Genomic DNA, 25,484 nt, shown 5'->3' on the forward strand with positions numbered 1-25,484 from the left:
GGCCCCGGCGGCCGCGGCCCCCGCGCCGGCCGTCGCCGCGCCGCCGCCGGCCAGCAGCGCCAGCAGCGGGAAGGGCGGCACCGCGGCGGCCAGGCCGCGCAGGGCCAGCACCCGCCGGCGGCAGGCCGAGCAGTCCTCCAGGTGGGTCGCCGCCAGCCGGTAGCGCTCGCCCTCGGGGTCGAGCACGCCCAGCGCGTAGGCCCGGATCAGCGACCCGCGGCTGCGGCACCAGTCGCCCTCGACGTCGCGCACGATCCCCGCGATCTGCTTGGAGACGCGGTCCATGACCTTCTCCATGCGCTTCGGCGAGAGGCCCATGATCTCGGCCGCCTCGGGCCGGGTCCGCTCGTGCAGGTAGCAGAGGGTCGCGGCCTGCAGCTCGCGTCCGCTCAGCCGCTCGTGCATCCCCTCGACCAGCGAGCGCAGCCGCTGCTCGTCGTCCAGCCGGCTCTCGACGTCGGGCAGCGGCGCCGGCAGCTCGGCGTGGCCGCCGTCGTCGTCGGCGCGACGGTCGACGTGGAGGGCGCGGTGCTCGTCGATCGCGCGCCGATGGGCGATCGTGACCAGCATCGCGGCGCGGTTCTCGACCGTCTGGCCGTCGGCCAGCTTCACGTAGAGCGCGTGCCAGGCCTGGTTGTAGGCGGCGTCCAGATCGCTCTCGTCGAGCTGGACGCCGGCGGTCCGCAGCTTGCCCCGGACCGTCGTCACGACCTCGCCGCGAAGCTGCTCGTACTCGCGCTCGAGGATCGCGTCGGCGTCGTCGTCCCGCGCACGGCCGCGCGTGGGGATGCGGGGGACGACGGGGCTCATCGCAGGCGCAACTCACAGGCCAGGAGGAACAGGGCGTCGAGCAGGCCGATCGCGGCCGAGAGCGCGCCGGGAACGGCCATCCGGTCGTTCGGCAGCGCCTCGAGGGCGGTGATCACGTGGCCGGCGGCCGCGCGGGCGGCCTCGGTAGCGCCCGGGTTCGCGGGCAGACCGGGGGTGCCGATCGTGGGGTCGACGACGGCCTGCGTCCACGAGGTCGCCTCGTCCTGCCACGGCTGGCACAGGTAGCCCACGTCGCGGGCGTGGACCTCGAGCGCGCGCCAGACCAGCCGCAGGGCGCCGGCGGTCGCGTGCTGGGCGGCGCGGGCGGCGCCGTCCAGCAGCGGGGCGACGTGGTCGGTCTCGGCGGGGGCGGCGTCGCCGAGCAGGCGGCCGTAGGCCTCCATCCGCTCGGCCGAGAGGGCGACGTCGAGCAGCAGGTCGATCGACGCGCAGAGCAGGTGGTGGGCGGACTGCGAGCGCTCGGTGGCGGAATCCTGACCGGTCGCGTCGATGCCCTGGGCGACCGCCCAGCGCAGGCCGCGCTCGGCCGCGTCGGCGCCGAGCGGGGCCAGGATCGCGAACGGACCCAGCGCGTCGAGGTTGGTGGGGACGGGGTCGGGGAGGCTCATCTGCCTGGTCGTCGCTGCGATGGCCATCGTTCCCCCCTCCCGATTCCGGTCGTCGATCAGCGGACGTCCACCCGCACGCGGGTCTTGCTGCTGGTCTCCGTGCCCCACGGCCAGCCGGAGCGGCTGGGGACCGTGGCCCGGAACGAGAAGATCGTCGTGCGGGTGATCTTCCCGAAACGGTGCTGCCATTGCCAGCGGCCGTTCGCACCGGCGGTCACGCGGTCGATCGTCCGCCAGCGGCCGCCGATGATCGTCTGGATCAGCACCCGGGTGCCGCTGCCCGACGGACCGGCGCCGCTCAGCTGCCCGCTCAGCCGCCCGGTCTGGCCCTTCCGCAGCCGGCTCGGCTTGGCCGCCAGCTTCAGCTGCAGGTCGGAGCGGGCCTTGGTCGTGGCCTCGACGGTCGCCGCCTCGCCGACCCGCGGCGCGAAGCCGGCGGTCACCACGTAGGCGCCCTCGGGCAGGGCGGCGCCGGTGAAGCGGCCGCGGGCGTCGGTGGTGACGGCGGCCAGCTGGCGGGTGGTCGCCTTCGCCACCCCGTAGGAGCGGGCGGAGAGGGTCAGCTTGGCGCCGGCGATCGGGTCGCCGCCGCTGGTGGTCAGCGTCCCCGACGGGCGCCGCCGGCGACCGTCGGCGGTCGTCTTCAGGGTCAGCTTCGGCGTCCGCACGGCGGGCCGGCCGTTGCCCTCCTCGTTCGGCGGGGGCGGCGGCGGGCTGCTGCCGCCGACCGTGAACGAGACCGGACCCCACGGCGTGCTGTTGCCGGCGCCGTCGGTGACCGTGCCGCGGGCGCTGTGGGTGCCGGGCGCGAGCCCGGCGGTGGCGACGGTGAAGGTCGGCGTGCTGCGGGCCGCGCACGGCTGGGCGCTCGAGTAAGGCTGGGCGCAGCGGCCGCCGGTGGTGAGCGTCTGGGCCGCGCCGCCGTCGACGGCGAGCGTGGTCGAGGCGACGCCCGAGCCGGCGTCGCGCGCGGTCACGGTCAGCGTCGGCGAGCCGCTGACGGTGCCGCCGGCGGCGAGCGGGCCGGCGACCTGCTCGACCACCGGCGCCTGGGCGTCGTCGAGCACCACCCGCGAGCGGTAGAGCGTGGCGTCGGCCGCCGTGCCCAGGGCCAGGAGGCAGGTGGCCTGGCGGCAGGCGCCGCCGACGGCCAGCCGGCTGAGCGAGACCCCGCTGGCCGCGCGGCGGTTGGCCGCCCCGAGCGGATCGCCGGGGTTGCCGATCGTCGAGCAGCCGGCCAGACCGCCGTCGCAGACCTCGATCGCGCCCGCGGAGCCCTCGACCGCGGCCCGGTAGCCGGGCAGCACCCCGCCGGCCCGGAGCACCCGCCACAGCTCGTACTCGACGATCGTGGTCCCGGTCGGTGCGGCGAAGACGAAGGCCGCGGCCGACTGCACGTGCAGCAGCCCCGGGCGCAGGCCGGCGTTGAGGCCGCCGCCGCTGGCGCAGCCGTCGCTGACGATCGCGTCGCCGGCGGCGACGCCCTGGCGGGCGGGCGACCAGGCGTCGCTGGCGATCGGGGTGCCGCTCGGGCCGCGGCACGACCAGACGGTGTACGGCGCGGCCGAGGCGGTCGCGGGGCCGATGGCGGCGACCGTCAGCGTCAGCGCGACGGTCAGCATCGCCGCGGCGATCACGGCCGATAGACCCGCGAAGGGCCGAAGTCGGGGTAGGCGGCGAACGAGCACGGACCCCGGATGGTACGGGCGCGCCGCACGCCGTGGTGCAGGAGGGCGATCACGGCCGCTCGCGAGTGGACGCCGCAGATCGAGGGGGGGGGGGGGAATCCCGCCGCTCGCCACGACGGGTGACTGACGCACTCCTCCGACCCGTCATCCCCCCGATGTCCGCCGTCCCCCTCTCCCCCACCCCCCGCCCGGCCCGTCCCGAGCCGCCCCTCCGGCCCCGCCGGCCGGGGGGCGGCGGCCGCGCCTCCCGTCCCGTCCCCGCCGAGCGCGAGCGGCCGATCGTCCGCCGCGAGCCGGTGGCCCCCCGTCCCGCCGGCTCCTCGCGGCTGCGGCGCGAGGCGTCCGCCGAGTCCCGCGACAGCTGGTCGCTGCTGCTCGTCGCGGTCGCGGCCGTCGTCGCCCTGACGTTGGTGGCCGGCCTGGCGCTGGCCCCGGCCACCACCGCGACCGCCACCGTGCTGCTGGTCGCGGGGGCCGTCGCGCTGCTGCTCGCCGCGCTGCCGTTCGCCGCCTGGGCCCTGGTCTGGCGCCGCCGCGGCGCGCCCGGCCGCTCGCTCGCCGGGCAGGCGCTGTCCGGCGCCCTGGCCGCCACCGCCGTCGCCTGGCTGCCGCTGCTGCTGGCGCTGGCGCTGCAGACGGGCTGAGGTCGACCCGTGCGTCCGAGCAGCGCCCTGGCCGACGCCCACGCGGCGCCGGCCCCCGCTCGCCGCCGCGCCAACGGCCGCAGCGGCGCCTGGCGGGTGGTCGACGTGGTCCCGAGCGTCGCCGTCGACGTCGCCCTGGCCGATCTCGACCGGCCCGGCCGGCCGCGGCTGGTCGACGTCCGCGACCGGGCGATGATGACGGCCCTCGACGACCCGTTGCGGGCGGCGATCGACGCCCACGACCAGGCGGCCGAGAGCTGCTGGGAGGCGGAGACCGCGGTCCGCCGCTTCGCCTGCGGCGTCGGCCAGTGGCCGGAGGGGATCGGCGTCGTCGGCGAGGGCCGCGGCGACCGCTGGCCGCCGGTGCTGGTCCTCGGCCCCTACCTGCGGCTGGTCGAGGAGCGGCTGCTCGACGCGCTCGACGCGTCCGGCCTGCGGACCGGCTGGAGCGCGACCACGGTCCCGCTGTGGGACGCCACCGGACGGGTGATCGCCCGCTTCCAGGCGCTCTCCGTCACCGGTCGCGTGGCCGGCGGGGCGGCCGCCGCCAGCCACGACCCGCACGGCTCCCACCGGCCCGACCCGGCCGACGTCTGGGTCGACCCGAACGTCGGCCGCCGCGGCCCGCCGCCGGTGCTGGCGCTGGTCGTCGACCCGCGCTGGCCGGAGCTGGTGCCGGCGCTCGTGGCCAGCCCGTCGTCGGCGGCGGTGCTGCGGGCGACCGGCGTGCTCGGGCTCGACCTGCCGGCGGTCCGCGAGGCCGACGTCAGCGTCCCAGCGCCTTCTCCAGCACCGGCCGCAGCTCGCGCGCGACGGCGTCGCTGAAGGTCACGTGGATCGCCTGCGGCTCGCGGACCCAGGCGATCAGGTTCAGGGCCTGCAGCCGCGTCAGCACCCACTGGAAGTTGCGGGCCTGGTCGTCGCCGCCGCGGTACTGGCGGGCGATGTCGACGGCCCAGCCGGTGGTGTGCTGCGAGAGCGCGTCGGTGGCCTGCACGTTCTCGCGCCCCAGCAGCGACTGGTAGCGGGCGTCGCGGACCGTGCTGGTGACGATCAGCCGGTTGCGGCTGCCGCGCTCGCGGTCGAGCGCGACGACCGCCGCCCCGATCGTCAGCAGGCCGCCGAGCGCCGCCGGCCGCAGCGCCCGGTAGCGCGTCCGCGGCTGGTCCAGGCGCCCGGCCAGCTCGCCCATCGCGCTGCTGATCGTCAGCCCGTTGGCGCGCAGCGTCGGCTCGGGCAGCGGCCGCAGCGCGCCGTCGCGCTCGGCCCGGGCCAGCGCCGCCGGGTCGGCGAAGACCGGCGTCCGGCCCGGCGGGTGGAGCACGTCCTCGCTCGACGCCTTGCGCACCTGCAGCGCCGTCTCGCGCCGGAGCGCGGCGGGATCGTGCCGGAACTGCCGCATCAGCCGCTCGGCGGCGCCGATCCGCCACAGGTACGACGAGGAGTCGTCGCTGAAGCCGGCCATGATCCGCGCCGCCTCGGGCGTCCGCAGCGGATCGATGCCGAAGTACAGCTCGACGTACGGCAGGTTGCCGCGGCCGAACGCCCGCAGCACCTCCTGGAGGTTGCCGATCCCCATGTGGTAGCTGGCCACGGCCAGGTCGTCGCGGCCGCCCAGCCGCTTGCGGGCGATGTCCAGGTAGCGGGTGGTCGCCTCGAGCGCGGCCCGCGGGTCGAAGCGGGGATCGACCCGCCGGCGCTCGGCCTCGCGGGCGGCCCGCTTGCGACCGCCACGGCGGATCAGCCGCGTCAGCCGCTTCGAGCGGGCGACGTCGATCTTCATCCCCAGCAGGTCGCTGCCGGTGCCGGCCACGATCTGGGTGAAGCCGGCCGCGCCCTCGACGTCGTCGCTGGCCATCGCGTCGGGCCGGCCGGCGCTCTCCAGGTAGACGATCGCCTCGAGCAGGTTCGGGTCCTCGTCGGCGCGCTTGGCGACGTCCTCGATCAGCGGCCGGTAGGTCGCCACCCGCGCGGCGGTCAGCAGCGCGCCGCCCGGCACCAGCCGGTAGAGCGGGTTGGCGAACCCGGCCTGCGCCCGCCGCGTCAGGTCGGCGCCGTTGCGGGCCGGGTCGGGCCGCAGCACCCGCAGCGCCTCGCGGCCGAGCGCGGTGGTCGACGACGGGTCGGCCGGCCGCTGCGCGCGTGAGGGCTTCTCGTCGTCGCCGCCGCAGGAGTTCAGCAGCACGATCACCAGGATCAGCGCGGCCAGGGCGGCGCCGATCAGCGGCAGCGGCGGCCCGTCGCGGCGGTCGCCGCGGGGGCCGCGAGGTCCGCGGCCGGCGGGGCCGCGGCCGCCGGCAGGGGCACCGGCCGGCGCCGGTCGGCGCCAGCGGATCGCGGGACGGATCGGCCGGTCGGACACCCGGGCATCGTGGCACGGCCCGCGGCCGTCGCGGCGCACCCGCTCAGCGCGGCGCGTAGCGGACGGCGAGCCCGCGGAGGGTGGCCAGGCTGATCGCCGTGACCCGGTCGACGACCTCGTCGAGCGGCTCGCGGTCGCGGGCCAGGAACCAGTCGATCAGCCGCCGGTGGATGCCGCCGACCAGCATCGTGCCGGTGTCGTGGCGGAGCGTTGCGGGCAGCGCGGCCAGCGGCGGCGCGTACTCCAGCATCAGCCGCTCGACCAGCGTCGCCACCGTCCGCATCGCGGCCTGCCAGCGCTCGTCGACCGTCGCGCTGACGCCGACCACCTCCAGCAGCTGGACCCGCGCCCGCGGCTCGTCGGCGGTCAGCGCGCGGAAGGCGGCGGCGATCCCCGCCCGCAGGACGGTCTCCGGATCGGGGTCGCCGGTGGCCGCGGCGGCGACGGCCGCGGTGTCGGCGGCGATCGCGGCGACGGTCTCCTCGATCGCCCGGTCGTAGACCGCCAGCAGCAGCTGCTCGCGGCTGCCGAACGACTCCTGGAAGTAGCGCTCGGCCAGCCGGGCGTGGCTGCAGACGTCGCGGATCGTGGTCGCGCCGTAGCCGCGGGTCCCGAACAGCGCCAGGCCGGCGTCCATCAGCCGCGTCCGTCGCTCGGCTCGTCGTTCCTCGGCGCTGCGACCGGCGTAGCGGCCCCCGGCGGCGCGCCCGCTGGTCGTCGCCATCGCACGAGGCTAGCGCCCTGGAGCCGTCCCCGTCCCCGGCCAATCTCACAATCTGCACGTCCCGTCTGACAGATTTTCCCAACGGTGTACGCGGGCGTGTTAGAAACATCGCGGTATCCGATATCGGCCGTCCCCGCGGCCGAGTCACCGAACCCAGGAGGAGACCGTGTCGTACCCCCACTCCGCACCGCCGGTGCGGCGGCGCCTCGTCGCGCTCGCGTCGCTGCTGCTCGCACTGGCCCTGGTCGCCGCGATCGCGGCCGCCCCGTCGCGGGCCGACAGCCCCGACTACGTCGCCCTCGGCGACTCCTACTCGGCCGCCTCGGCGATCCTGCCGCTGGCGCCCGACGCGCCGCTGATCTGCGGCCAGTCGTCGCGCAACTACCCGAAGCAGGTCGCCCAGGCCCGCGGCCTGTCGCTGAAGGACGTCACCTGCGGCGCCGCCACCACCGAGCACATGCTGCTGCCGCAGTACCCGGGCGTGCCGGCCCAGTTCGACGCGCTGAAGCCGGACACGAAGATCGTGACCCTCGGCATCGGCGGCAACGACAACGGGCTGTTCGCCAGCGCGATCGTCACCTGCGGCGGGATCGACATCCTCTGGCCGGGCACGCTCTTCGACGTCGGCGCCCCCTGCCGCGACTCGATCGGCGCGCTGCACCTGGCCAACGCGACCGTGATCGAGGGCAAGATCGCCGGCATCGTCCGCGGCATCCGCGCCCGCTCGCCGCAGGCCAAGATCCTGGTCGTCGGCTACCCCGACCTGCTGCCGCAGAGCGGCCGCTGCTACCCGACGCTGCCGCTGACCTCGGGCGACGTCGCCTTCCTCGACCAGCTGACCCGGCGGCTCAACACCTCGGTCCAGAACGCGGCCGAGGACAACGGGGCCACCTACGTCGACCGCTACACGCCCAGCATCGGCCACGACGCCTGCAAGAGCAGCTCGGTGCGCTGGGTCGATCCGCTGATCCCGACCATCAACGCCGACGGCTCGGTCGTCCCGCTGCACCCGAACGCGGCGGGCATGAACGCCGCCTCGGGCACCGTCGCGGCCGCCTTCCAGGCCGCCGGCTTCTAGCGCCGATCGACGAAGGTCGGAGCCATCCCGCACCGATCGGCCGATGCGCGGCAACGCGCCAAGGTCGATCGTGCGGGAATGGCCCCCGACTCCGACCCCGACTCCCGCGCGGGCCTGCGCGAGCTGCTGCCCTACGTGCGGCCCCACCGGCGGGTGCTGCTGGTGGCGATCGTGCTCGGCCTGCTGGGGGCGGCGGCGGGCCTGGCCCAGCCGCTCGGCGCCCGCGAGGTGCTCGAGGCGCTGGCCGCCGACGACTCGCTGCTGGTGCCGCTGGTGGTGCTCGGCGCGCTGGTGGTCTTCGGCGCGGTCTGCGGGACGGCCGAGTACTACCTGCTCGACCGCACCGCCGAGCGGATCGTGCTCGGGGCGCGCCGGCGGCTGATCTCGCGCCTGCTCCGGATCCGGATGGGGGTGCTCGACTTCCACGCCCCCGGCGACCTGGTGGCGCGGGCCACCTCCGACGCGACGCTGCTCGGCAGCGTCGCCTCGATGGCGATCGTGCAGCTGACCGGCGGCACGGTCACCCTGCTCGGCGCGCTGGTGCTGATGGCCACGGTCGAGCCGCTGCTGCTGGCGGTGACGATGGCCGTGCTGCTGGCGATCGGGGCGGCGGTGGCGCTGATCCTGCCCCGGATCGCCCGCGCGATGGAGCAGCAGCAGGCGGCGGTCGGGGCGCTCGGCGGGGCGCTCGAACGGGTGCTCCAGGCGCTGCGGACGGTCCGGGCCAGCGGAGCCGAGGAGCGCGAGCTGGAGCGGGCCGACGGCGCGATCCGCCACGCCTACGAGCGCGGGGTGCAGACGGCCCGCTACAACGCGATCGTCAACACCGCGGCCGGGCTGGCGATCCAGGCCTCGTTCCTGGTCGTGCTGGGCACCGGCGGAGCGCTGGTGGCGGCCGGCTCGCTGGCGATGCCCGACCTGATCGCCTTCCTGCTCTACCTCTTCTACCTGTCGGGCCCGATCATCGAGATCTCGACGGGCGCGACCCAGCTCCAGGGCGGGCTGGCGGCGCTGCGGCGGCTGCAGCAGGCCGAGCGGCTGCCGGTCGAGGAGGACCAGGCGACGAGCGTGCCGGCGACCGACGACGCGGCGCCGGTGGTCGCCTTCGAGGGCGTGGGCTTCCGCTACCGCGAGGGGGTCGAGGCGGTCCTCGACGACGTCTCGTTCGTGGTCCCGCGGGTCGGCCTGACGGCGATCGTCGGCCCCTCGGGCGCCGGCAAGACGACGACCTTCGCGCTGCTGGAGCGCTTCTACGACCCGACGGCGGGCCGGATCCTGATGGCCGGCCGCGACCTCCGCGAGTGGCCGCGGGCGGCGCTGCGGGCGCGGCTGGGCTACGTCGAGCAGGACGCCCCGGTGCTGGCGGGCACGGTCCGCGAGAACCTGCTGCTGGCCGCGCCCGACGCCTCCGACGAGCGGATCGCCCGGGTCGTCGCCGAGGCCCGCCTGGAGCCCCTGATCGCCCGCCTGCCCGACGGCCTGGAGAGCGAGGTCGGCACGCGCGGAACCACCCTCTCTGGCGGCGAGCGCCAGCGGGTCGCGATCGCCCGTGCGCTGCTCCGCGACCCCGACGTGCTGCTGCTCGACGAGGCGTCCTCCCAGCTCGACGCGGCCAACGAGGCGGCCCTCCGCGAGACCGTCGAGCGGGTCGCCGCCAGCCGCGCCGTGGTCGCCATCGCCCACCGCCTCTCGACCGTCGTCGCCGCCCGCCAGATCGTCCTGCTGGAGGACGGACGGGTGCGAGCGGTGGGAACCCACCACGAGCTGCTGGCCGCCGACCGCCTCTACGCCGAGCACGTGGCGCTGCAGCTGGGCGCGGGCGATCAGCTGGTCGACGAGCGGCGGGCGTGAGGGGATTGGGGGTGCGGCCGGTCGGCCAACCGCGCGTCTGAGCAGTTCCGGGGCGGTGGTGGATCGACCGTGCCGCGGCAGGGATGGTCGGCGGTGCGTGGGTGGCCCCGACCGGCGGCGAGGTCGGTCGGCGGGGCACTGACGGGAGAGGGGCCGGGCCGCGCGTCCGCGCAGGCGTTGGTCGCTGGCCTGGGCGCCACGGCCGGCGGGCGAAGCGGCGTCATTTCGCACCCGCCCCGCGGAACTGGCGTCAATCGACGCCGGTAGGCGGGGCGGATTGACGCCACTTGGTGGGTGGGGGTGCGGATTGACGCCACTTCCGCCCGCCGTCCGCCGTCCGCCGCCGGCCGGCCGCGCGCCCGGGCCCAGCGACCACCGCTCACCCGATGCACGCCCCGCCCACCAGCCGGGCGCCCGAACCCTCAACAGCGCCGCGCGCACCAGGCCTCGTGCGCGGCCTGGTCGATGATCGCGAGCAGCCGGTGCAGCTGCTCGCGGTCGTCGTCGGAGAGCACGGCGACCAGCTCGTCGGCGGCCTCGTAGCGGGCGCGGCGGAGGGCGTCGCGGCGGGCCTGGCCGGCCTCGGTCAGGTGGACCCGGGTCGAGCGGCGGTCCTGGGGATCGGGACGGCGCTCGACCAGGCCGTCCTGCTCCAGGCCGTCGACCAGGGTGGTCACCGAGCGGGGGACGATCCGCAGCCGCTCGGCCAGCTCGACCATCCGCAGCGGCTCGTCGCTGCGCATCAGCACGCCGAGGGCGCGGGCCGCGGCCGGCGTCACGCCCAGCGGGGCCAGGCGCTCGCGGGTGCTGCCGTGGACCCAGCGGGCCACGCGGGCGATCAGCTCGCCGGTCGAGGGCGGGGGCGCGGAGGCGGGCGCGGGCGTGTCCACGGTTTCCCGAGTATAGCCGGTCAAGCACATTATGAGTTTCCCTCCGCATCTGGTAGATTGCTGAGCAACACTCAGCAACTAGGCCGCCGCACGGACCACCCGGGTCCGTGACCCCGAACGGCGGCGGACGGAGGTCGTCCATGTCCCCGGATTCGCGCAGCACCGAACCCTCACCACCCAAGGAGTCCGTCGACCTGCGGCGGATCGTCCGCCTCTTCCGGCCCTACCGCGGCCGGATCGCCGTCGTCGCCGGCCTGATCTTCCTCTCGGCGGTGCTCGGCCTCGCCCAGCCACTGCTGATCCGCGAGATCGTCGACGTCGCCCTACCCGACCGCGACACCTCGCTGCTGACCCTGCTCGTCCTGGGGATGATCGGGGCGGCGGTCGTCGGCGCCGCGCTCGACGTCGGCCAGACCTGGCTCTCCAACACCGTCGGCCAGCGGGTCATGCACGACCTGCGGACCGCCGTCTACGGCCACCTCCAGCGGCTCTCGCTGGCCTTCTTCACCCGCACCCGCAGCGGCGAGGTCCAGTCGCGGATCTCGAACGACATCGGCGGCATGCAGGGCGTCGTCACCTCGACCGTCACCAGCCTCGTCTCCGCCTTCACCACCGTCCTCGCGACGCTGACGGCGATGATCGTGCTCGACTGGCGGCTGGCCCTCGCCACCCTGGTCGTCGTGCCCTTCTTCGTCTGGCTCAGCCGCACCGTCGGCAAGGCCCGGCGCCGGATCGTCAGCCAGCGCCAGAAGCGGCTGGCCGACATGTCGGCGATCGTCGAGGAGTCGCTCTCGATCAGCGGGATCGTCCTCGGCCGCACGATGGGCCGCGGCCCCGACCTGGTCGACCGCTTCGCCGCCTCCTCCGACGCCGTCGCCGAGCTCGAGGTCCGCTCGGCGATGGCCGGCCGCTGGCGGATGGCGACCGTCCAGATCGCCTTCGCCGCGATGCCGGCGCTGGCCTACTGGATCGCCGGCTGGAGCAGCGCTCACGGCAGCGGCCTGGTCACGATCGGCACCCTGGTCGCCTTCACCACCCTCCAGACCCGGCTGCTGATGCCGATGGTCACGCTGCTGCGGCTGGGCGTCGAGGTCCAGACCTCGCTGGCGCTCTTCACCCGCGTCTTCGAGTACCTGGACGCCGAGATCGACGTCCGCGAGCCCGAGCGGCCGGTCCGCCTCGACCCCGCGGTCGGCGAGCGCGGCGGCCTGCCGGTCCGCTTCGACCACGTCTCCTTCGCCTACGACCCGCGCTCCGGCGCGACCCTCGACGACGTCGACCTGGAGGTCCCCGCCGGCGCCACCGTCGCGATCGTCGGCGAGACCGGGTCGGGCAAGACCACCCTCGGCTACCTGGCCGCGCGGATGTACGACGTCGGCGACGGCGCGGTCACGATCGACGGGGTCGACGTCCGCCAGCTGTCCGCCGCCGACCGCGCGCGGCTGGTCGGGGTCGTCGCCCAGGAGACCTACCTGCTGCACGCCTCGGTGGCCGACAACCTGCGCTTCGCCAAGCCCGACGCGAGCGACGAGGAGCTGGTCGAGGCCGCCCGCGCCGCTCAGATCCACGAGCTGATCGACAGCCTGCCCGACGGCTACGAGACGGTCGTCGGCGAGCGCGGCTACCGCTTCTCCGGCGGCGAGAAGCAGCGGCTGGCGATCGCCCGCGCGATGCTCCGCAACCCGCCGGTGCTGATCCTCGACGAGGCGACCAGCGCGCTCGACACCCGCACCGAGCGGGCGGTCCAGGAGGCGCTGGAGCGGCTGGCCGCCGACCGCACCACGATCGCGATCGCCCACCGCCTCTCGACCGTCCGCGACGCCGACCTGATCGTGGTGCTCGACCACGGCCGGATCGTCGAGCGCGGCCGCCACGAGCAGCTGCTGGCCCTCGGCGGCCGCTACGCCGAGCTGGTCGCCCGCGACGAGCGCGACGCGACGCTCGAGCTGGCGGCCTGAGCGGGCCGCCGCGGCGCTCAGTCGCGCGCCAGCGTCAGCGGCAGCCCGAAGCGCTCGAACAGCGCCAGGCTCGGCGGGTGCTGCTCGGTGTGGTCGGGGAAGCGCAGGAACGACTCCTCGTCCGGCACGTCGAGCGAGCGGGTGATGAAGGCCGTCACGCCCGCCACCGCCGCCTCGCCGTCGGGGCGCCGGGCGAGGGTCAGGACGTCGATGCAGAAGGGCAGGAAGACGCCCTGCTGCTCGTCCCACGTGTAGCAGCCGACGGCGGCCTGGCCGTTGGCGAAGGTCGGCACGTGGCGCCACTGCCAGGCGCCCGACATCGGGCCGCCCTCCAGGAAGACCCGCAGCTGCGCCAGGCCGGGGCCGAACCAGCTGGCCAGCGGCGGCATCGACCAGGTCGCCTCCTCGGTCAGCATCGCCACCACCCGCTCGACGTCGCCCGCCTGCATCGCGTCCATGTAGCGCTCGACGGCCGCCCGCAGCTCGTCGTCGCCGAGCGCGCGCAGGGTCTGCTGCTGGCTCTGGTCGGGCAGCTTGGCGTCGATCGTGGCCCGCGCCCGCTGCAGCGCGCTGTTGACCGAGGCGACCGTCGTCTCCAGCGCCTCGGCCGTCTCCTTGGCCGAGAAGCCGAGCACCTCGCGCATGATCAGCACCGCCCGCTGGGTCGCCGGCAGGTGCTGGAGGGCGGCGACGAAGGCCAGCTCCAGGCTTTCGCGCTGCTCGTAGCGGGCGGCCGGCGCGCTGGCCCCGGCGGCCACGCCCAGCTGGGCGTCGGGGTAGGGCTCGATCCAGACCGTCTCGACCAGCGGCTGGCCGGCGCCGATGTGGGCCTCGGTCGCCGGGCCGTAGTCCATCGGCAGCACCCGCTTGGGCCGCTTGGCGATCTCGTCGAGGCAGGTGTTGGTGGCGATCTTGTACAGCCACGAGCGGGCCGAGCTGCGGCCCTCGAACCGCTGCAGCCCCTTCCAGGCCCGCAGCATCGCGTCCTGCAGGGCGTCCTCGGCGTCGTGGACCGAGCCGAGCATCCGGTAGCAGTGCGCGTGCAGCTCGCGCCGGTGGGACTCGACCAGGTCGCGGTACGCGCCCTCGTCGCCGCGGCGGGCCGCGGTCAGCAGCCGCTCGGCCTGGGCGTCGGAGATCGCCGTGCTCATCGCCTGCCAGCCTAACCGCACCGGACCCCCGTCACGCTGCGGGCGCCCAGCCCTCGCTACCCTTTGTCGCCTGCCGTCGATACCGCCGGTAGGAATCTTCCCCGGAGACGCCACATGACCAGCCCGCGCCGCGTCGCCATCATCGGCGGCAACCGCATCCCCTTCGCCCGCTCGAACGCGCAGTACTCGAGCGTCAGCAACAGCGACATGCTCGCCGCCGCCCTCGACGGCCTGATCGAGCGCTACGGCCTGGAGGGCCAGCACCTCGGCGAGTTCGCCGCCGGCGCGGTCGTCAAGCTCGCCCGCGACATCAACCTCACGCGCGAGGTGGTGCTCGGCTCGAAGCTGGCCAACTCGACCGCCGCGGTCGACATCGGCCAGGCCTGCGGCACCGGCCTCCAGGCGGTCAACTACATCGCCAACAAGATCGCCCTCGGGCAGATCGACGTCGGCATCGCCGGCGGCGCCGACACCACCTCCGACCCGCCGATCGCGCTCGGCGACAAGCTCCGCCACAAGCTGGTCAAGGTCAACAACGCCCGCAGCAACGCCGACCGCGTGAAGGCGCTGCTGGCGATCCGCCCGACCGACATCACGCTCGACTTCCCGGTCAACGCCGAGCCGCGGACCGGCAAGTCGATGGGCGCCCACCAGGCGATCACCGCCAAGGAGTGGGGCATCACCCGCGAGGCCCAGGACGAGCTGACCGTCGCCTCGCACAAGAACCTCGCCGCCGCCTACGAGCGCGGGTTCATGGACGACCTGCTCACGCCCTACCTGGGCCTGGAGCGCGACGGCAACCTGCGCGCCGACTCCAGCCTCGAGAAGCTGGCGAAGCTGAAGCCGGTCTTCGGCGGCCCCCAGGGCACGATGACCGCCGGCAACTCGACCCCGCTCTCCGACGGCGCCTCGACGGTGCTGCTGGCCAGCGAGGAGTGGGCCAAGGAGCACGGCCACGAGCCGCTCGCCTACCTGGTCGACGTCCAGACCTCGGCCGTCGGCTACGTCGACGGCGAGGAGGGGCTGCTGATGGCCCCCGCCTACGCGGTCCCGACGCTGCTCGACCGCCACGGGCTGAAGCTCCAGGACTTCGACTACTACGAGATCCACGAGGCGTTCGCCGCCCAGGTCCTCAGCACGCTGAAGGCGTGGGAGGATCCGACCTTCTGCAAGCAGAAGCTCGGCCGTGACGAGCCGCTGGGGTCGATCGACCGCAGCAAGCTCAACGTCAACGGCGGCTCGCTGGCCGCGGCGCACCCGTTCGCGGCGACCGGCGGCCGGATCGTCCCGGCGCTGGCGAAGCAGCTGAAGGAGAAGGGCTCGGGTCGCGGCCTGATCTCGATCTGCGCCGCCGGCGGCCAGGGCGTCGTCGCGATCGTCGAGCGCTGAGCCCACGGACCCCGAACGGAGCCTCCCCACATGTCCGATCGCTACCAGCAGTTCGTCAACAGCTTCCTCGGCAAGCAGATCGCCCCCCGGGTCGGCCTGCCGCAGCCGCCGTTCCTCAAGCGCCACCGGCCGGGCGCGCCGGTCGTCGACGGCCCGGTGCTCTTCGGCCAGGCCGAGGGCGGCCGCCTGGGCCCCGCGATCTCGCGGGTCCTGGCGCTGATCGGGGCCGAGACCTGGACCGCCGAGGGCGCGCTGCGCGACGGCGCCGCCGAGGCCGGCCTGACGCCGAAGATCTGGAACCCCGCCACCGGCGGCGACCAGAAGTTCCAGGCCCTGGTCTTCGACGCGACCGGTATCTCGTCGGCCGCCGAGCTGGCCCAGCTGCACGCCTTCTTCCAGCCGATCGCCCGCCGCGTCCGCCCCTCGGGCCGCGTGGTCGTGCTCGGCACCACGCCCGAGCTGGTCGCCGGCACTGGCGCCACGAAGGCGTCGGCGCGGATCGCCCAGCGGGCGCTGGAGGGCTTCACCCGCTCGCTCGGCAAGGAGATCGGCAAGGGCTCGACCGTCCAGCTGGTCTACGTCGCGCCCGACGCCGACGACCAGATCGAGTCGACGCTGCGGTTCCTGCTCTCGCCGAAGTCGGCGTTCGTCTCCGGCCAGGTCGTGCGGATCACCCAGAGCGGCCGCAAGCCGGAGCTGAACTGGACCGAGCCGCTGAAGGGCAAGGTCGCGCTGGTGACCGGCGCCTCCCGCGGGATCGGCGAGGCGATCGCCGAGACGCTGGCCCGCGACGGCGCCCACGTCGTCGGCCTCGACATCGAGCCGCTGGCCGACGACCTGAGGAAGGTCACCGACCGGATCGGCGGCACCGCGATCACCTTCGACGTGACCGCCGAGGACGCGCCGAAGGAGCTGGCCGCGAAGCTGAAGGCCGACCACGGCGGGGTCGACATCGTCGTCCACAACGCCGGCATCACCCGCGACAAGCTGCTGGCGAACATGAAGCCGGAGATCTGGGCCCAGGTGATCGCGGTCAACCTCGAGGCGCCGGAGCGGATCACCCGCGAGCTGCTGAAGCAGAAGGCGATCAACCCCGAGGGCCGGATCATCGGCGTCGCCTCGATCGCCGGCGTCGCGGGCAACCGCGGCCAGACCAACTACGGCACCTCGAAGGCCGGCGTGATCGGCTTCGTCGACGCCTTCGCGGCCGAGGTCGCCAAGCAGCAGCTGACGATCAACGCGGTCGCCCCGGGCTTCATCGAGACCAAGATGACCGCGGCGATCCCGCTGACGATCCGCGAGGCGGGGCGGCGGATGTCGTCGCTCGGCCAGGGCGGTCTGCCGATCGACGTCGCCGAGACGATCGCCTGGTACGCCAGCCCCGGCTCGGCCGGCGTCAACGGCAACACGGTCCGCGTCTGCGGCCAGAGCCTGATCGGCGCATGACCGTCACCCGCCAGCTGAACGAGGCGCCGGGCACGCTCGGGCTCTACGGCCGCGCCGCGCTGCCGATGATCCCGGGCGCCTCGCGGCTGCCCTTCGTCGCCGGCTCGGCCAAGGCCCTGCCCGACCTGACGCTGACCCTGCCGAAGGTCCGGGTCGACGTCGCCCGGCTCCAGGCGTACGCGAAGGTCTGCGGCTTCGCGCTCCGCAACGAGCTGCCGCCGACCTACCCGTTCATCCTCGGGTTCCCGCTGCACATGGCGCTGATGACCGACGGGAGCTTCCCGTTCCCGGCGATCGGCCTGGTCCACATGCACAACCGGATCGTCCAGCACCGGCCGATCGGGATCGGCGAGACGCTCTCGATCGCCGTCCGCGCCGACGACCTGCAGCCGCACCCGAAGGGCCGCACGTTCTCGCTGACGACGACCGTCCGGGCCGGCGACGAGCTGGTCTGGGAGGACATCGCCACGATCTTCCGCGCCGGGGGCGGGAAGGGCCCGGCCCCGGAGGGCACGGGCGACCCGACCGCCGGCGTCGGCGGGCTGCGGATCGTCCCGAGCGAGGAGTGGCGGCTGGCGGGCAACCTCGGCCGCCGCTACGGCGCGGTCGCGGGCGACGTCAACCCGATCCACCTGCACCCGCTGAGCGCGAAGCTGTTCGGCTTCCCGCGGGCGATCGCCCACGGGATGTGGACGAAGGCCCGCTCGCTGGCCGCGCTCCAGGACCGTCTGCCGCAGGCCTACGCGGTCGACGTCCGCTTCCAGCGCCCGGTGCTGCTGCCGACCACGGTCGGCTTCGGCAGCGCCGAGACCGAGGACGGGCTGGCGTTCGTGCTCCAGGGCGCGAACGCGAAGGCGACGCCGCACCTGCGCGGCGTGGTCGCCCCGGCCTGAGCCCGTCGAACGATCGCCCGGGGCCGAGCGGTTCGGCGCCGGGCGGTCAGCGCGCCGCGCGGAGGATCGCCGCGGCGTCCTCCAGCCGGTCGTCGCCCCACAGCCGGAACGGCCCGACGGCGACCGTCGGCACCCCGTAGACGCCCTCGGCGAGGGCGGCGTCGGTGGCCGCGCGCAGCCGCTGCTTGGTCGCGGCGTCGGCCGCTCCCGCCAGCCCGGCCGCGGCGTCGAAGCCGGCGGCGGTCAGGGCGGCGGCGACGTTCTCCGGGTCGCTCAGCGGCCGGCCCTCGGCGAACTGGATCCGCATCGCGGCGCGGCCGTAGCGGCGGGCGCCGTCGGCCGGATCCTCGCCTCCGGCCCAGGTGGCGGCGCGCATCGCCAGCAGCCCGTCGTTCGGCCACGGATCGGGCCAGCGCAGCGGCGGCAGCCCGCGCGCCGCGGCCCGCCGCTCGATCTCGCCGACCCCGCCGTCGCGGTCGCCGACCTGAGCCCACGAGGCCCGCCCGGTGGCCCGGAAGATCCCGCCCAGCAGCACCGGCTCCCAGCGCACCGGCCCGAGCAGCTCCTCGATCCGCTCGCCCGCCAGGTACGCGTAGGGCGAGCCGACGTCGAACAGGAAGCGCGGCGTGGACACGGCCCGATCGTACCCCCGCCCGGCTCGCGTGGCGGGCGGCCCCCGAGGGGTGGGGCTTGCCCGCCACGCGAGCCGCGCTCAGCCGCCGCCGATCAGGTTCTTCAGCACATCGCCGAAGCCGCGGTCGCCGCCCCCGCCGGTGATCGCGGCCCCGGCCAGCTCGATCGGCGAGCGGGGGTCGTGGCCGTGCTCGCGCTGGTAGGCCTTGGCCAGGTCGGGGTCGCCGATCGCCAGCGCCAGCTCCTCGCGCGAGGAGCCCCACTTGCAGGCCGCCCCGTCCAGGCCCAGCAGCGCCGTGTCCTGGAGCGCGCCGCCGAGCCCGCCGCTGGTCGGCAGGTCGCGGCGCTCGCAGGGGTTGGCGATCACCACCGCCGGCGGGGCGGCGGCGCGGGCCATCAGCGCCTGGCCGCCGGCCGCCGCCAGCCCCAGGCCGCAGATCGCGATCGCCAGCGCCGGGCTGCGGCCGACCGGCGGCAGCGCCAGCAGCGCGGCCAGCAGCGCCAGCAGGCCGGTGATCAGGAAGGCCGGGCGGAAGGCGCGGTTGACGGCCGTGATCAGCGTCTCGTCGGCGCGGTCGACCAGGTGCGCGTAGACGGCCGCCTGCTCCGGGTCGCCGGCGAACCGCGGCGCCTGGGCGGTCAGCGCCGCCCGCAGCTTGCCGCGCGGGTCTTCCTCGTCGATGTCGGCCAGCGCCGGGCCGATCGACTCCAGCTTCGGCTGCGGCGGCAGCTTCGCGTCGAGCACCAGCGCCACCACCTGCTGGCGGGTGCGGTCGATCGTGCGGTCGAGCTGGGCGGCGGTCACCGGGGCCAGGATCAGCAGCGCGACGGTGATCCCCACGTGGCGCAGCGACAGCAGCTGGGCCGCCTCGCGCGGGGAGCGCTCGGGCAGCAGCTCGCCGGCCATCGCGGGCAGCGCCATCCCCATCCCCAGGCCCGAGAGCAGCTGGGGGACGACGACCCAGCCGGGCCCGACCGTCGGCAGCGTCGCCAGCGCCAGCACGCCGGCCCCGACCAGCCCGGCCCCGGCCGACGCCCGCAGCCACGGGTCGCCGCCGATCCGCGACCCGGCGAGGGCGGCGATCGGCAGCACCGTCACGCCGACGGCGGCCTTCAGCGGCTGCACCGCCCAGCCGGAGACGAGCAGCAGCACCAGCAGGAAGACGACCGCCGTCAGCGCCGCCGAGAGCAGCGCCAGCGCCACCCCGACCCGTGCCCGGTCGCGCGCGGGCGGCGTCGGGCCGGTCTCGCGCTCGTCGTCGGCGACGGTGACCGGTCCGGCGGCGGGCGCCGGCGACTTGCGCAGCGTGCGGTCGTCGTGGCCGCCGGGACGGGGGCGCAGCAGCGTGGCGTCGTCGCCGTCCTCGGCCTCCGGCGGCCCGCCGACGATCTCGGTCGGGGCGTCGTGGGCGGCGGGTCGGGCGGTCGAGCGCGGCGGCCGGCCGGCCGGGGTCGGCCACGGCCGGGCCGCGCCCTCGGGCGCGTCGACCGGCGTCGCGGCCGCCGGGTCGGCGGCGGGGGCGGGAGCGGCGCGGGGCCCGAACGGCGCCAGGCAGGCGAGGCCGGCCAGCAGCCCGAACGGCGCCTGGGCCAGGAAGATCGCGCGCCAGTCGAAGAGCTCGGTCAGGGCGCCGCCGAGCGCCGGGCCGATCGCGGTCCCGAAGACGGCACCCGCCACCCACAGCGCGTCCGGCCGCCCCGCGGGACGGCCGTCGCGGTGCAGCAGCGCGTAGCCGGCGACCAGCCCGGCGCCGGCCCCGACCGCCTGGGCGGCGCGGGCGGCCAGCAGCAGCTCGAGCGACTCGGCCAGGCCGCAGGCGGCGCTGGCCAGCGCGAACAGCAGCATCCCGGCGGCCCCGAGCGCGCCGCTGCCCAGCCGCCGTCGCAGCGGCACCGCCACCAGCACGGCGGCGGCCAGCACGACGGTGTAGACGCCGATCACCGCGGCGACGCCGTCGATCGTCGTGTTCAGCCGGGTGAGGATCTGGGGCAGCGCCAGCGTCACCACCGACGCGTCGGCGAGCGCCAGCGCCACGCCGGCGGCCACCAGCAGGCGAGCGAGGGTGGTGCCCGCGGCGGGGCGCGCGTCAGCCATCGTCGCGGATTCTGACGGGCGCGGGCGCGGGCGTCCTCCGTCGCGAGGAGGAACCCGGCCGCGCACGGGTGGGGGTTTCGCCCTACGCGCCTAGTGGGCCTGGTCGGCGGCGGCCAGCCGCTGCTCCAGGTCCTCGCCGCTGGCGTAGCCGACGGCGATCGCGTGCAGGTGGTCGCCGTGGCTGACGGCGACGGTCGGGAAGCCGCTGACCCCGATCCGGGCGACGGTGGCGAACTCCTCGACCACCCGGCCGGCGGTCGCGGGATCGGCGAAGGTCGCGGCGGCGGCGTCGGGATCCAGCCCCTCGGCGGTGGCGACGGCGCGGAAGGTCTCGACGTCCGAGAGCGAGCGGCCGTCGTGGAAGAAGGCGTCGGCGATCGCCACCGCCAGCGGCACCGCCCGCTCCGGCGCCTGGTCGCGGAGCGCGGTGAAGCCGCGCGCGGCGTCGGTCGAGTCGAGCACCAGCGAGCCCTCGGCCAGCACGTCCAGGTAGGGCTGCCCGAACCGCGCCCCGGTCAGCTCGGCGATCCGCCGGTTGCCGTCGGGGATGAAGTCGAAGGTCCCGATCGGCGCCACCCGCTCGCCGGTGATCAGGCCGCCGGCCAGGACCACGAACTGGTGGTCCTCCCGGTGCCGCTCCCAGAACCCGAGCAGCGCGTCGCGGAAGCCGTGGCACCACCCGCAGTAGGCGTCGAGCACGACGAGGACCTGGGGCTGGGCCTGGGGGGTGGTCATGCGGTCAGGGTACGCAGACCGGCTCGCTACCCTCGGCCGATGGGCTGGAGCGTGCGGGCGATCGGCGAGGACGCGCTCGAACCGCTGCTCGACGTCACCAGCACCGCGATGCACGGGCTCTTCGCGGCGCCGGCGCGGCGACGGGTGGCCTCGCGGCTCGAGGTCGAGCGGATGCGGGTGGTGACCGACGGCGGCGCGATGGTCGGCACGTCGGGCGCCTACACGCGGACCCTCAGCGTGCCCGGCGGCGAGCTGGCCTGCGCCGGCGTGACCTTCGTCGCCGTGCTGCCGACCCACCGCCGTCGCGGGGTCCTGCGGGCGATGATGGACGCGGTGATCGCCGACGCCCGCGAGCGGGGCGAGCCGGTCGCCGCGCTCTGGGCCTCGGAGGGCGGGATCTACGGCCGCTTCGGCTTCGGGCCCGCCACCTGGACCCGTCGCAGCCGGATCGAGCTGGCCGCCGGGGTCCCGCTCCGCGCCCCCGTCCTGGCGCTGCCGCTGCGGTTCGGCGACCTGGTCGCCGACGCCCCCGCGCTGGCCGCGATCCACGAGCGCGTCCGCGGCCAGCGGGCCGGGATCACCAGCCGTCCGCCGGTCTGGTGGCGGGCCCGGATCCTCAGCGACGAGGAGGACGAGCGCGCCGCCGGGCCGAAGCGGCTGGTCGTCTGCGGCGACGACGGCTACGCGCTCTACCGCGTCCACGAGCAGGCCGGCGCCGGCCCGGTCGGCCAGGACGCCCGCACCACCGTCGCGGTCCAGGAGCTGCTGGCCGCCACCCCCGAGGCCGGCCGCGCGCTGCTGGCCTTCCTGACCAGCATCGACCTGGCCACCGACGTCGAGCTGCACGAGCGGCCGCTCGACGACGATCTGGCCCTGGCCACCGCCGACCCGCGCGCGCTCCGCACCGTCCAGCAGGGCGACGCGCTGTGGCTGCGGATCCTCGACCTGCCGGCGGCCGTCGCCGGTCGCGCGTGGGCGGCCGACCTCGACCTCGTGCTCCAGGTCGACGCGCCGGCCGATCCGGTCCTCGACGGCCGCTGGGCGCTGCGGGCGCGCGACGGTCGCGCGGAGGCCGAGCGCAGCGACCGCGAGCCCGACCTGACGATCCCCGACCGCGACCTCGGCGCGGCCTACCTCGGCGGCACCGCGCTCGTCGGCCTCCACGCCGCCGGCAGCGTCCAGGAGCACCGGCCCGGGACGGTGGCGCAGCTCGACGCGGCGCTCCGCCCGGCCCGCGCGCCCTGGACGATCGAGGTCTTCTGAGCGATGGCTGGCGGGCCGCGGCTGGACGACGCCTGGGCCGCCCTCGGCGGCGCGCCCGAGGCCGTCGCGCGGCTGCGGATCGACGGCGACCGCGACCCCGACCGCGCGCCGCTGCCGGGACCGCTGCCGGTCGACGCCCTCGCCCGGGCCACGGTCGGCGCCGCGCTGCTGGCGGCCGCCGAGCTGGCCGCGGCCCGCGGGGCGCCGCCGCCGGTCCCGCGGCTCGACGCCGAGCACGTCGCGGCGGCCTTCGTCAGCGAGCGCCACCTGCGGCTCGACGGCGCCGTGCCCGGCGTGCCCTTCGACCCGCTCTCGCGGTTCCTGCCCGCGGCCGACGGCTGGGTCCGGCTGCACGCCAACTACGACCACCACCGGGCCGCGCTGCTGCGGGCGCTGGCCGTCGCCGCGCCCGACGACGTCCCGGCCGCCGTCGCCGCCCGCCCGGCCCGCGAGGTCGAGCAGGCGGTGGTCGCCGCCGGTGGCTGCGCGGCCGCCGTCCGCGACCGGCGGACCTGGGACCGCGAGCCGGCCGCCGCATCGCTCGCCGCCGGCGGCCTGCTGCGGCGGGAGCAGCGGCCCGCGGTCGACCGTCCGCTGCCGCCGCTCCCCGCCGGCGCTCCGCCCGCGACCGGGCTCCGGATCCTCGACCTGACCCGGGTGATCGCCGGCCCGATCGCCACCCGCTGGCTGGCCGCGCTCGGCGCCGACGTGCTGCGGATCGACCGCCGCGACCGGCCCGAGCTGCCGCTGCAGCTGCTCGACACCGGCGCCGGCAAGCGCAGCGCCCTGCTCGACCTGCGTGACGGCGACGACCGGGCGACGCTCGAACGGCTGCTGGCCGGCGCCGACGCGGTCGTCCACGGCTACCGGCCGGGTGCGCTCGCCGCCTTCGGCCTCGACCCGCCGGCGCTCGCCGAGCGGCACCCGCAGCTGGTCGTCGCCACCCTCTCCGCCTGGGGCGACGAGGGGCCGTGGGGCACCCGCCGCGGGTTCGACAGCCTGGTCCAGGCGGCGACCGGGATCGCGCTGGTCTGCTCGCCGGACGGCGGCGCCACCCCGGGCGCGCTGCCGGCGCAGGCGCTCGACCACGGGACCGGCTACCTGCTGGCCGCCGCGGTCCTGCGCGGGCTCGCCGAGCGGGCCCGCGGGGCCGGACCGCTGCACGCCCGCCTGGCCCTGGCGCGGACCGCCGACTGGCTGCTCGACGCGCCGCGGGCCGATCCGCCCGCGGCCGCCGCGACGGTCGATCCCGGCTGCTTCCGGGTCGACCTCGCCAGCCCCTTCGGCGTGGTCTCGGCGATCGCGCCGCCGGGCGCCCTCGACGGCCGGCCGCTGGCCTGGAGCCGCGGTCCGGTGCCGGCGGGCAGCGATCCGCCGCGCTGGTGAGGGAGATCCAGCCATGTTCGGAACGGCCGCGGGCCGCTATGCTGCCGCGAACGAGCGAGGTGACGCGAGGAAGCCGGTGCGAATCCGGCGCGGTCGCGCCACTGTGACCGGCCCCAGGGCCGGGAGCCAGAGACTCCATCACCGCGCATCGCCAAACGATCGGGACGCGAGATCCCGAGGAGGACGAAGCATCGTGAGCACGCAGACCGCCATCGAGCCAGCCGCCCAGCGCGAGTCCGGGGTCCCGATCCCCGTCGCCTCGCCGCGCGAGCTGCTCCCCTACTGGATCTTCGCCGGCGTCGTGCTGATGTTCGCGATCTACTTCGTCGGGGCGGAAGAGGGCGCGACGTCGGTCTTCTCCGGCTCCGCGATCCACGAGCTGGTGCACGACGCGCGCCACCTGCTCGGCTTCCCCTGCCACTGAGCGGGGACCGACATGGTTCGTACCCTGCTGGTGCGGGGCATGCTGGTCGGCCTGGTGGCCGGCCTGCTTGCGTTCGCCTGGGCGTATTTCGTCGGTGAGCCGCCGGTCAAGGCCGCGATCGCCGTCGAGGAGGCCGCGGCCGCCAAGGCCGGTGCGATGGACGAGGGTCCGCCGGAGGTCAGCCGCGGCGTCCAGAGCACGATCGGCCTGCTGACCGGGCTGCTGATCTTCAGCACCGCGATCGGCGGCTTCGTCGGCCTGATCTTCGCGATGATCTACGGCCGGATCGGCGCGCTGCAGGCCCGCGCGACCGCGCTGGTGATCGCCGCCGTCGGCTTCACCACGATCGTGCTGGTGCCGTTCACGAAGTACCCGGCCAACCCGCCGGCGGTCGGCAGCGGCGACACGATCGGCGAGCGGACCGGCTGGTTCTTCGTCCTGATCGTGATCGCGATCGTCGCCGCGGTGGCGGCGGGCCGGGCGATCCGCGACCTGTACGCCCGCTGGGGCGTTGGCAACGCGGTCGCCGCCGGGCTGCTGCTGTTCGCCGTCCTGATCGCCGTCGCCCACCTGGCGCTGCCGAGCCAGAACGAGGTCCGGACCGGCTTCCCGCCCCAGATCCTGTGGGACTTCCGGCTGGCCAACCTCGGCACCCAGGCGATCATCTGGGCCGCGCTGGCCTTCGGCTTCGGCCACGCCGCCGAGCGGGCGCTCGCCGGCCAGCCGCTGCTCGGCCGGCGCTCGGCCGCCGGCGCCCAGGCGCCGACGGCCTGACGATCCGGGGCGCGGGCCGTTCGCCCGCGCCTCGCTCGCTCAGCCGAGCTTGCGGGTGCCGACCACCCGCCACTGACCGCCCTGGCGGGCCAGCCGCACGACGTAGCGGCGGCCCGGGCGGCTGACCAGCACCGTCGCGCGGGTGGCGCCGTTGGCGAGGATCGTCGTGGTCCGCATCCGGTCGTTGTTCGGCGGCACCTGGGCGACGGCCGCCTCGGTCACGTAGCGGCCGTTGCGGCAGCTGCCGCGGCCGCCGTAGCGGTTGACGTTGGCCGTGCTCAGCAGCGAGCAGACGGCGGCGATGTCGCGCTTGCGGACGGCGGCGTAGAAGCTGCGGACGGTCCGCTCGGCCGACTGCTCCAGCCGCTTCTCGCGCCGGCGGGCCGGCGTCATCGTGGTCGTCGTCGGCGTGGTGGCGGTGGCGGTCGGGACGCTGTCCGTGGTCGGGACCGTCGGCGCGGTCGGGACGGTCGCCGTGGTCGGCACGCTGGCGGTCGTGGTCGGGACGCTGGCCGAGGTGGTGACGGTGACCGTGCTGGTGGTGGTCTTGTCGTCGCCGCCGCAGGCCGAGAGGGCCAGGGCCAGGCCGAGGCCGGCGATCGCCGCGACGCGGGCGGGGACGGGGGACGTTCCTGGTGCGGGCATCGCGGTCGAGCCTTCC

At 76.0% G+C, this 25,484-nt stretch carries 23 protein-coding genes and 1 riboswitch; of the genes, 12 read left to right on the plus strand and 11 right to left on the minus strand.

Annotated features, from left to right (window positions below; genetic code table 11):
• The 3 genes from SH587_RS04040 to SH587_RS04050 all read right to left on the minus strand — a co-directional run.
• The coding region (locus tag SH587_RS04040) for an RNA polymerase sigma factor (RefSeq protein ID WP_320669286.1) at window positions 1-810 on the minus strand (810 nt) is incomplete at its 3' end.
• On the minus strand, window positions 807-1,439 hold the full coding sequence (locus tag SH587_RS04045; protein WP_320669287.1) for a hypothetical protein: 633 nt from the start codon (window positions 1,437-1,439) through the stop codon (window positions 807-809). The genes SH587_RS04045 and SH587_RS04040, both read right to left, overlap by 4 nt.
• A 56-nt stretch (window positions 1,440-1,495) precedes the next feature.
• Entirely contained in the window at window positions 1,496-3,076 is a 1,581-nt protein-coding gene (locus tag SH587_RS04050; RefSeq protein WP_320669288.1) for a carboxypeptidase-like regulatory domain-containing protein, read from the minus strand.
• 206 nt (window positions 3,077-3,282) lie between these two features.
• Between SH587_RS04050 and SH587_RS04055 the strand changes: the two genes are divergently transcribed.
• Window positions 3,283-3,771, plus strand: a complete 489-nt coding sequence (locus SH587_RS04055; RefSeq protein WP_320669289.1) for a hypothetical protein — start codon at window positions 3,283-3,285, stop codon at window positions 3,769-3,771.
• Window positions 3,772-3,780: 9 nt separating this feature from the next.
• Window positions 3,781-4,596 (plus strand): hypothetical protein, encoded by an 816-nt coding sequence (locus tag SH587_RS04060; RefSeq protein ID WP_320669290.1) that lies wholly within the window; start codon window positions 3,781-3,783, stop codon window positions 4,594-4,596.
• Here SH587_RS04060 and SH587_RS04065 read toward each other — a convergent pair.
• Window positions 4,538-6,133 carry a DUF5715 family protein gene (locus tag SH587_RS04065; RefSeq protein WP_320669291.1) on the minus strand — a complete coding sequence of 532 codons (1,596 nt, stop codon included), beginning with the start codon at window positions 6,131-6,133 and terminating at the stop codon, window positions 4,538-4,540. The genes SH587_RS04060 and SH587_RS04065 overlap by 59 nt on opposite strands.
• A gap of 43 nt (window positions 6,134-6,176) precedes the next feature.
• Window positions 6,177-6,857, minus strand: coding sequence for a TetR/AcrR family transcriptional regulator (locus SH587_RS04070; protein ID WP_320669292.1), 681 nt, complete (start codon window positions 6,855-6,857; stop codon window positions 6,177-6,179).
• Window positions 6,858-7,023: 166 nt separating this feature from the next.
• Here SH587_RS04070 and SH587_RS04075 point away from each other — a divergent pair, with 166 nt between their 5' ends.
• Both SH587_RS04075 and SH587_RS04080 read left to right on the plus strand, forming a co-directional pair.
• Window positions 7,024-7,935, plus strand: a complete 912-nt coding sequence (locus SH587_RS04075; protein ID WP_320669293.1) for an SGNH/GDSL hydrolase family protein — start codon at window positions 7,024-7,026, stop codon at window positions 7,933-7,935.
• Window positions 7,936-8,013: 78 nt separating this feature from the next.
• Window positions 8,014-9,786 carry an ABC transporter ATP-binding protein gene (locus SH587_RS04080; protein WP_320669294.1) on the plus strand — a complete coding sequence of 591 codons (1,773 nt, stop codon included), beginning with the start codon at window positions 8,014-8,016 and terminating at the stop codon, window positions 9,784-9,786.
• A 422-nt stretch (window positions 9,787-10,208) separates the two neighbouring features.
• Here the strand turns inward: SH587_RS04080 and SH587_RS04085 are convergent, their stop codons facing one another.
• Window positions 10,209-10,676 (minus strand): MarR family winged helix-turn-helix transcriptional regulator, encoded by a 468-nt coding sequence (locus tag SH587_RS04085; RefSeq protein ID WP_320669295.1) that lies wholly within the window; start codon window positions 10,674-10,676, stop codon window positions 10,209-10,211.
• A 140-nt stretch (window positions 10,677-10,816) separates the two neighbouring features.
• On the opposite strand from SH587_RS04085, the gene SH587_RS04090 reads away from it, so the two are divergent.
• A complete protein-coding gene (locus SH587_RS04090; protein WP_320669296.1) occupies window positions 10,817-12,634 on the plus strand; it encodes an ABC transporter ATP-binding protein in 1,818 nt (605 codons plus the stop codon).
• A 17-nt stretch (window positions 12,635-12,651) separates the two neighbouring features.
• On the opposite strand, the gene SH587_RS04095 is transcribed toward SH587_RS04090, so the two are convergent.
• A complete protein-coding gene (locus SH587_RS04095) occupies window positions 12,652-13,785 on the minus strand; it encodes a sigma-70 family RNA polymerase sigma factor (protein ID WP_320669297.1) in 1,134 nt (377 codons plus the stop codon).
• Window positions 13,786-13,899: 114 nt separating this feature from the next.
• Here SH587_RS04095 and SH587_RS04100 point away from each other — a divergent pair, with 114 nt between their 5' ends.
• From SH587_RS04100 to SH587_RS04110, 3 genes are read left to right on the plus strand one after another with little or no spacing between them, the layout of a single operon-like run.
• Entirely contained in the window at window positions 13,900-15,174 is a 1,275-nt protein-coding gene (locus tag SH587_RS04100; RefSeq protein WP_320669298.1) for an acetyl-CoA C-acetyltransferase, read from the plus strand.
• Window positions 15,175-15,204: 30 nt separating this feature from the next.
• Window positions 15,205-16,620: a 3-oxoacyl-ACP reductase gene (locus SH587_RS04105; protein WP_320669299.1), complete on the plus strand. Its 1,416-nt coding sequence runs from the start codon at window positions 15,205-15,207 to the stop codon at window positions 16,618-16,620.
• Window positions 16,617-17,513, plus strand: a complete 897-nt coding sequence (locus SH587_RS04110) for a MaoC/PaaZ C-terminal domain-containing protein (protein WP_320669300.1) — start codon at window positions 16,617-16,619, stop codon at window positions 17,511-17,513. Before SH587_RS04105 ends, SH587_RS04110 begins: the two co-directional genes overlap by 4 nt.
• A 46-nt stretch (window positions 17,514-17,559) precedes the next feature.
• On the opposite strand, the gene SH587_RS04115 is transcribed toward SH587_RS04110, so the two are convergent.
• The 3 genes from SH587_RS04115 to SH587_RS04125 form a co-directional block, all read right to left on the minus strand.
• Window positions 17,560-18,147 (minus strand): 2-hydroxychromene-2-carboxylate isomerase, encoded by a 588-nt coding sequence (locus SH587_RS04115; RefSeq protein WP_320669301.1) that lies wholly within the window; start codon window positions 18,145-18,147, stop codon window positions 17,560-17,562.
• Window positions 18,148-18,225: 78 nt separating this feature from the next.
• Complete coding sequence (locus SH587_RS04120) at window positions 18,226-20,241, minus strand: MFS transporter (protein ID WP_320669302.1); 2,016 nt, start codon at window positions 20,239-20,241, stop codon at window positions 18,226-18,228.
• 90 nt (window positions 20,242-20,331) lie between these two features.
• Window positions 20,332-20,976, minus strand: a complete 645-nt coding sequence (locus SH587_RS04125; protein ID WP_320669303.1) for a DsbA family protein — start codon at window positions 20,974-20,976, stop codon at window positions 20,332-20,334.
• 39 nt (window positions 20,977-21,015) lie between these two features.
• Here SH587_RS04125 and SH587_RS04130 point away from each other — a divergent pair, with 39 nt between their 5' ends.
• The 4 genes from SH587_RS04130 (at window position 21,016) to SH587_RS04145 (ending at window position 24,823) form a co-directional block, all read left to right on the plus strand.
• Window positions 21,016-22,239, plus strand: a complete 1,224-nt coding sequence (locus SH587_RS04130; protein ID WP_320669304.1) for a GNAT family N-acetyltransferase — start codon at window positions 21,016-21,018, stop codon at window positions 22,237-22,239.
• A gap of 3 nt (window positions 22,240-22,242) precedes the next feature.
• Entirely contained in the window at window positions 22,243-23,625 is a 1,383-nt protein-coding gene (locus SH587_RS04135) for a CoA transferase (RefSeq protein ID WP_320669305.1), read from the plus strand.
• A 66-nt stretch (window positions 23,626-23,691) separates the two neighbouring features.
• A riboswitch (cobalamin riboswitch) is annotated at window positions 23,692-23,761 on the plus strand.
• 57 nt (window positions 23,762-23,818) lie between these two features.
• The gene (locus SH587_RS04140) at window positions 23,819-24,049 is read left to right on the plus strand and encodes a CbtB domain-containing protein (RefSeq protein ID WP_320669306.1); all 231 of its coding nucleotides are present in this window, start codon (window positions 23,819-23,821) and stop codon (window positions 24,047-24,049) included.
• 12 nt (window positions 24,050-24,061) lie between these two features.
• Window positions 24,062-24,823, plus strand: a complete 762-nt coding sequence (locus SH587_RS04145) for a CbtA family protein (RefSeq protein WP_320669307.1) — start codon at window positions 24,062-24,064, stop codon at window positions 24,821-24,823.
• 39 nt (window positions 24,824-24,862) lie between these two features.
• On the opposite strand, the gene SH587_RS04150 is transcribed toward SH587_RS04145, so the two are convergent.
• Window positions 24,863-25,468, minus strand: a complete 606-nt coding sequence (locus SH587_RS04150; RefSeq protein WP_320669308.1) for a hypothetical protein — start codon at window positions 25,466-25,468, stop codon at window positions 24,863-24,865.
• Window positions 25,469-25,484: the final 16 nt, after the last annotated feature.

Source organism: Patulibacter defluvii (assembly GCF_034096925.1).
Lineage (GTDB): Bacteria > Actinomycetota > Thermoleophilia > Solirubrobacterales > Solirubrobacteraceae > Patulibacter > Patulibacter defluvii.

Coding starts and splice junctions, on each gene's coding strand:
- SH587_RS04070 (WP_320669292.1), bottom strand. CDS start 6,857: ATGGCGACGACCAGCGGGCGCGCCGCCGGGGGCCGCTACGCCGGTCGC.
- SH587_RS04055 (WP_320669289.1), top strand. CDS start 3,283: ATGTCCGCCGTCCCCCTCTCCCCCACCCCCCGCCCGGCCCGTCCCGAG.
- SH587_RS04120 (WP_320669302.1), bottom strand. CDS start 20,241: ATGGCTGACGCGCGCCCCGCCGCGGGCACCACCCTCGCTCGCCTGCTG.
- SH587_RS04150 (WP_320669308.1), bottom strand. CDS start 25,468: ATGCCCGCACCAGGAACGTCCCCCGTCCCCGCCCGCGTCGCGGCGATC.
- SH587_RS04130 (WP_320669304.1), top strand. CDS start 21,016: ATGGGCTGGAGCGTGCGGGCGATCGGCGAGGACGCGCTCGAACCGCTG.
- SH587_RS04145 (WP_320669307.1), top strand. CDS start 24,062: ATGGTTCGTACCCTGCTGGTGCGGGGCATGCTGGTCGGCCTGGTGGCC.
- SH587_RS04080 (WP_320669294.1), top strand. CDS start 8,014: ATGGCCCCCGACTCCGACCCCGACTCCCGCGCGGGCCTGCGCGAGCTG.
- SH587_RS04045 (WP_320669287.1), bottom strand. CDS start 1,439: ATGAGCCTCCCCGACCCCGTCCCCACCAACCTCGACGCGCTGGGTCCG.
- SH587_RS04135 (WP_320669305.1), top strand. CDS start 22,243: ATGGCTGGCGGGCCGCGGCTGGACGACGCCTGGGCCGCCCTCGGCGGC.
- SH587_RS04100 (WP_320669298.1), top strand. CDS start 13,900: ATGACCAGCCCGCGCCGCGTCGCCATCATCGGCGGCAACCGCATCCCC.
- SH587_RS04110 (WP_320669300.1), top strand. CDS start 16,617: ATGACCGTCACCCGCCAGCTGAACGAGGCGCCGGGCACGCTCGGGCTC.
- SH587_RS04095 (WP_320669297.1), bottom strand. CDS start 13,785: ATGAGCACGGCGATCTCCGACGCCCAGGCCGAGCGGCTGCTGACCGCG.
- SH587_RS04105 (WP_320669299.1), top strand. CDS start 15,205: ATGTCCGATCGCTACCAGCAGTTCGTCAACAGCTTCCTCGGCAAGCAG.
- SH587_RS04125 (WP_320669303.1), bottom strand. CDS start 20,976: ATGACCACCCCCCAGGCCCAGCCCCAGGTCCTCGTCGTGCTCGACGCC.
- SH587_RS04090 (WP_320669296.1), top strand. CDS start 10,817: ATGTCCCCGGATTCGCGCAGCACCGAACCCTCACCACCCAAGGAGTCC.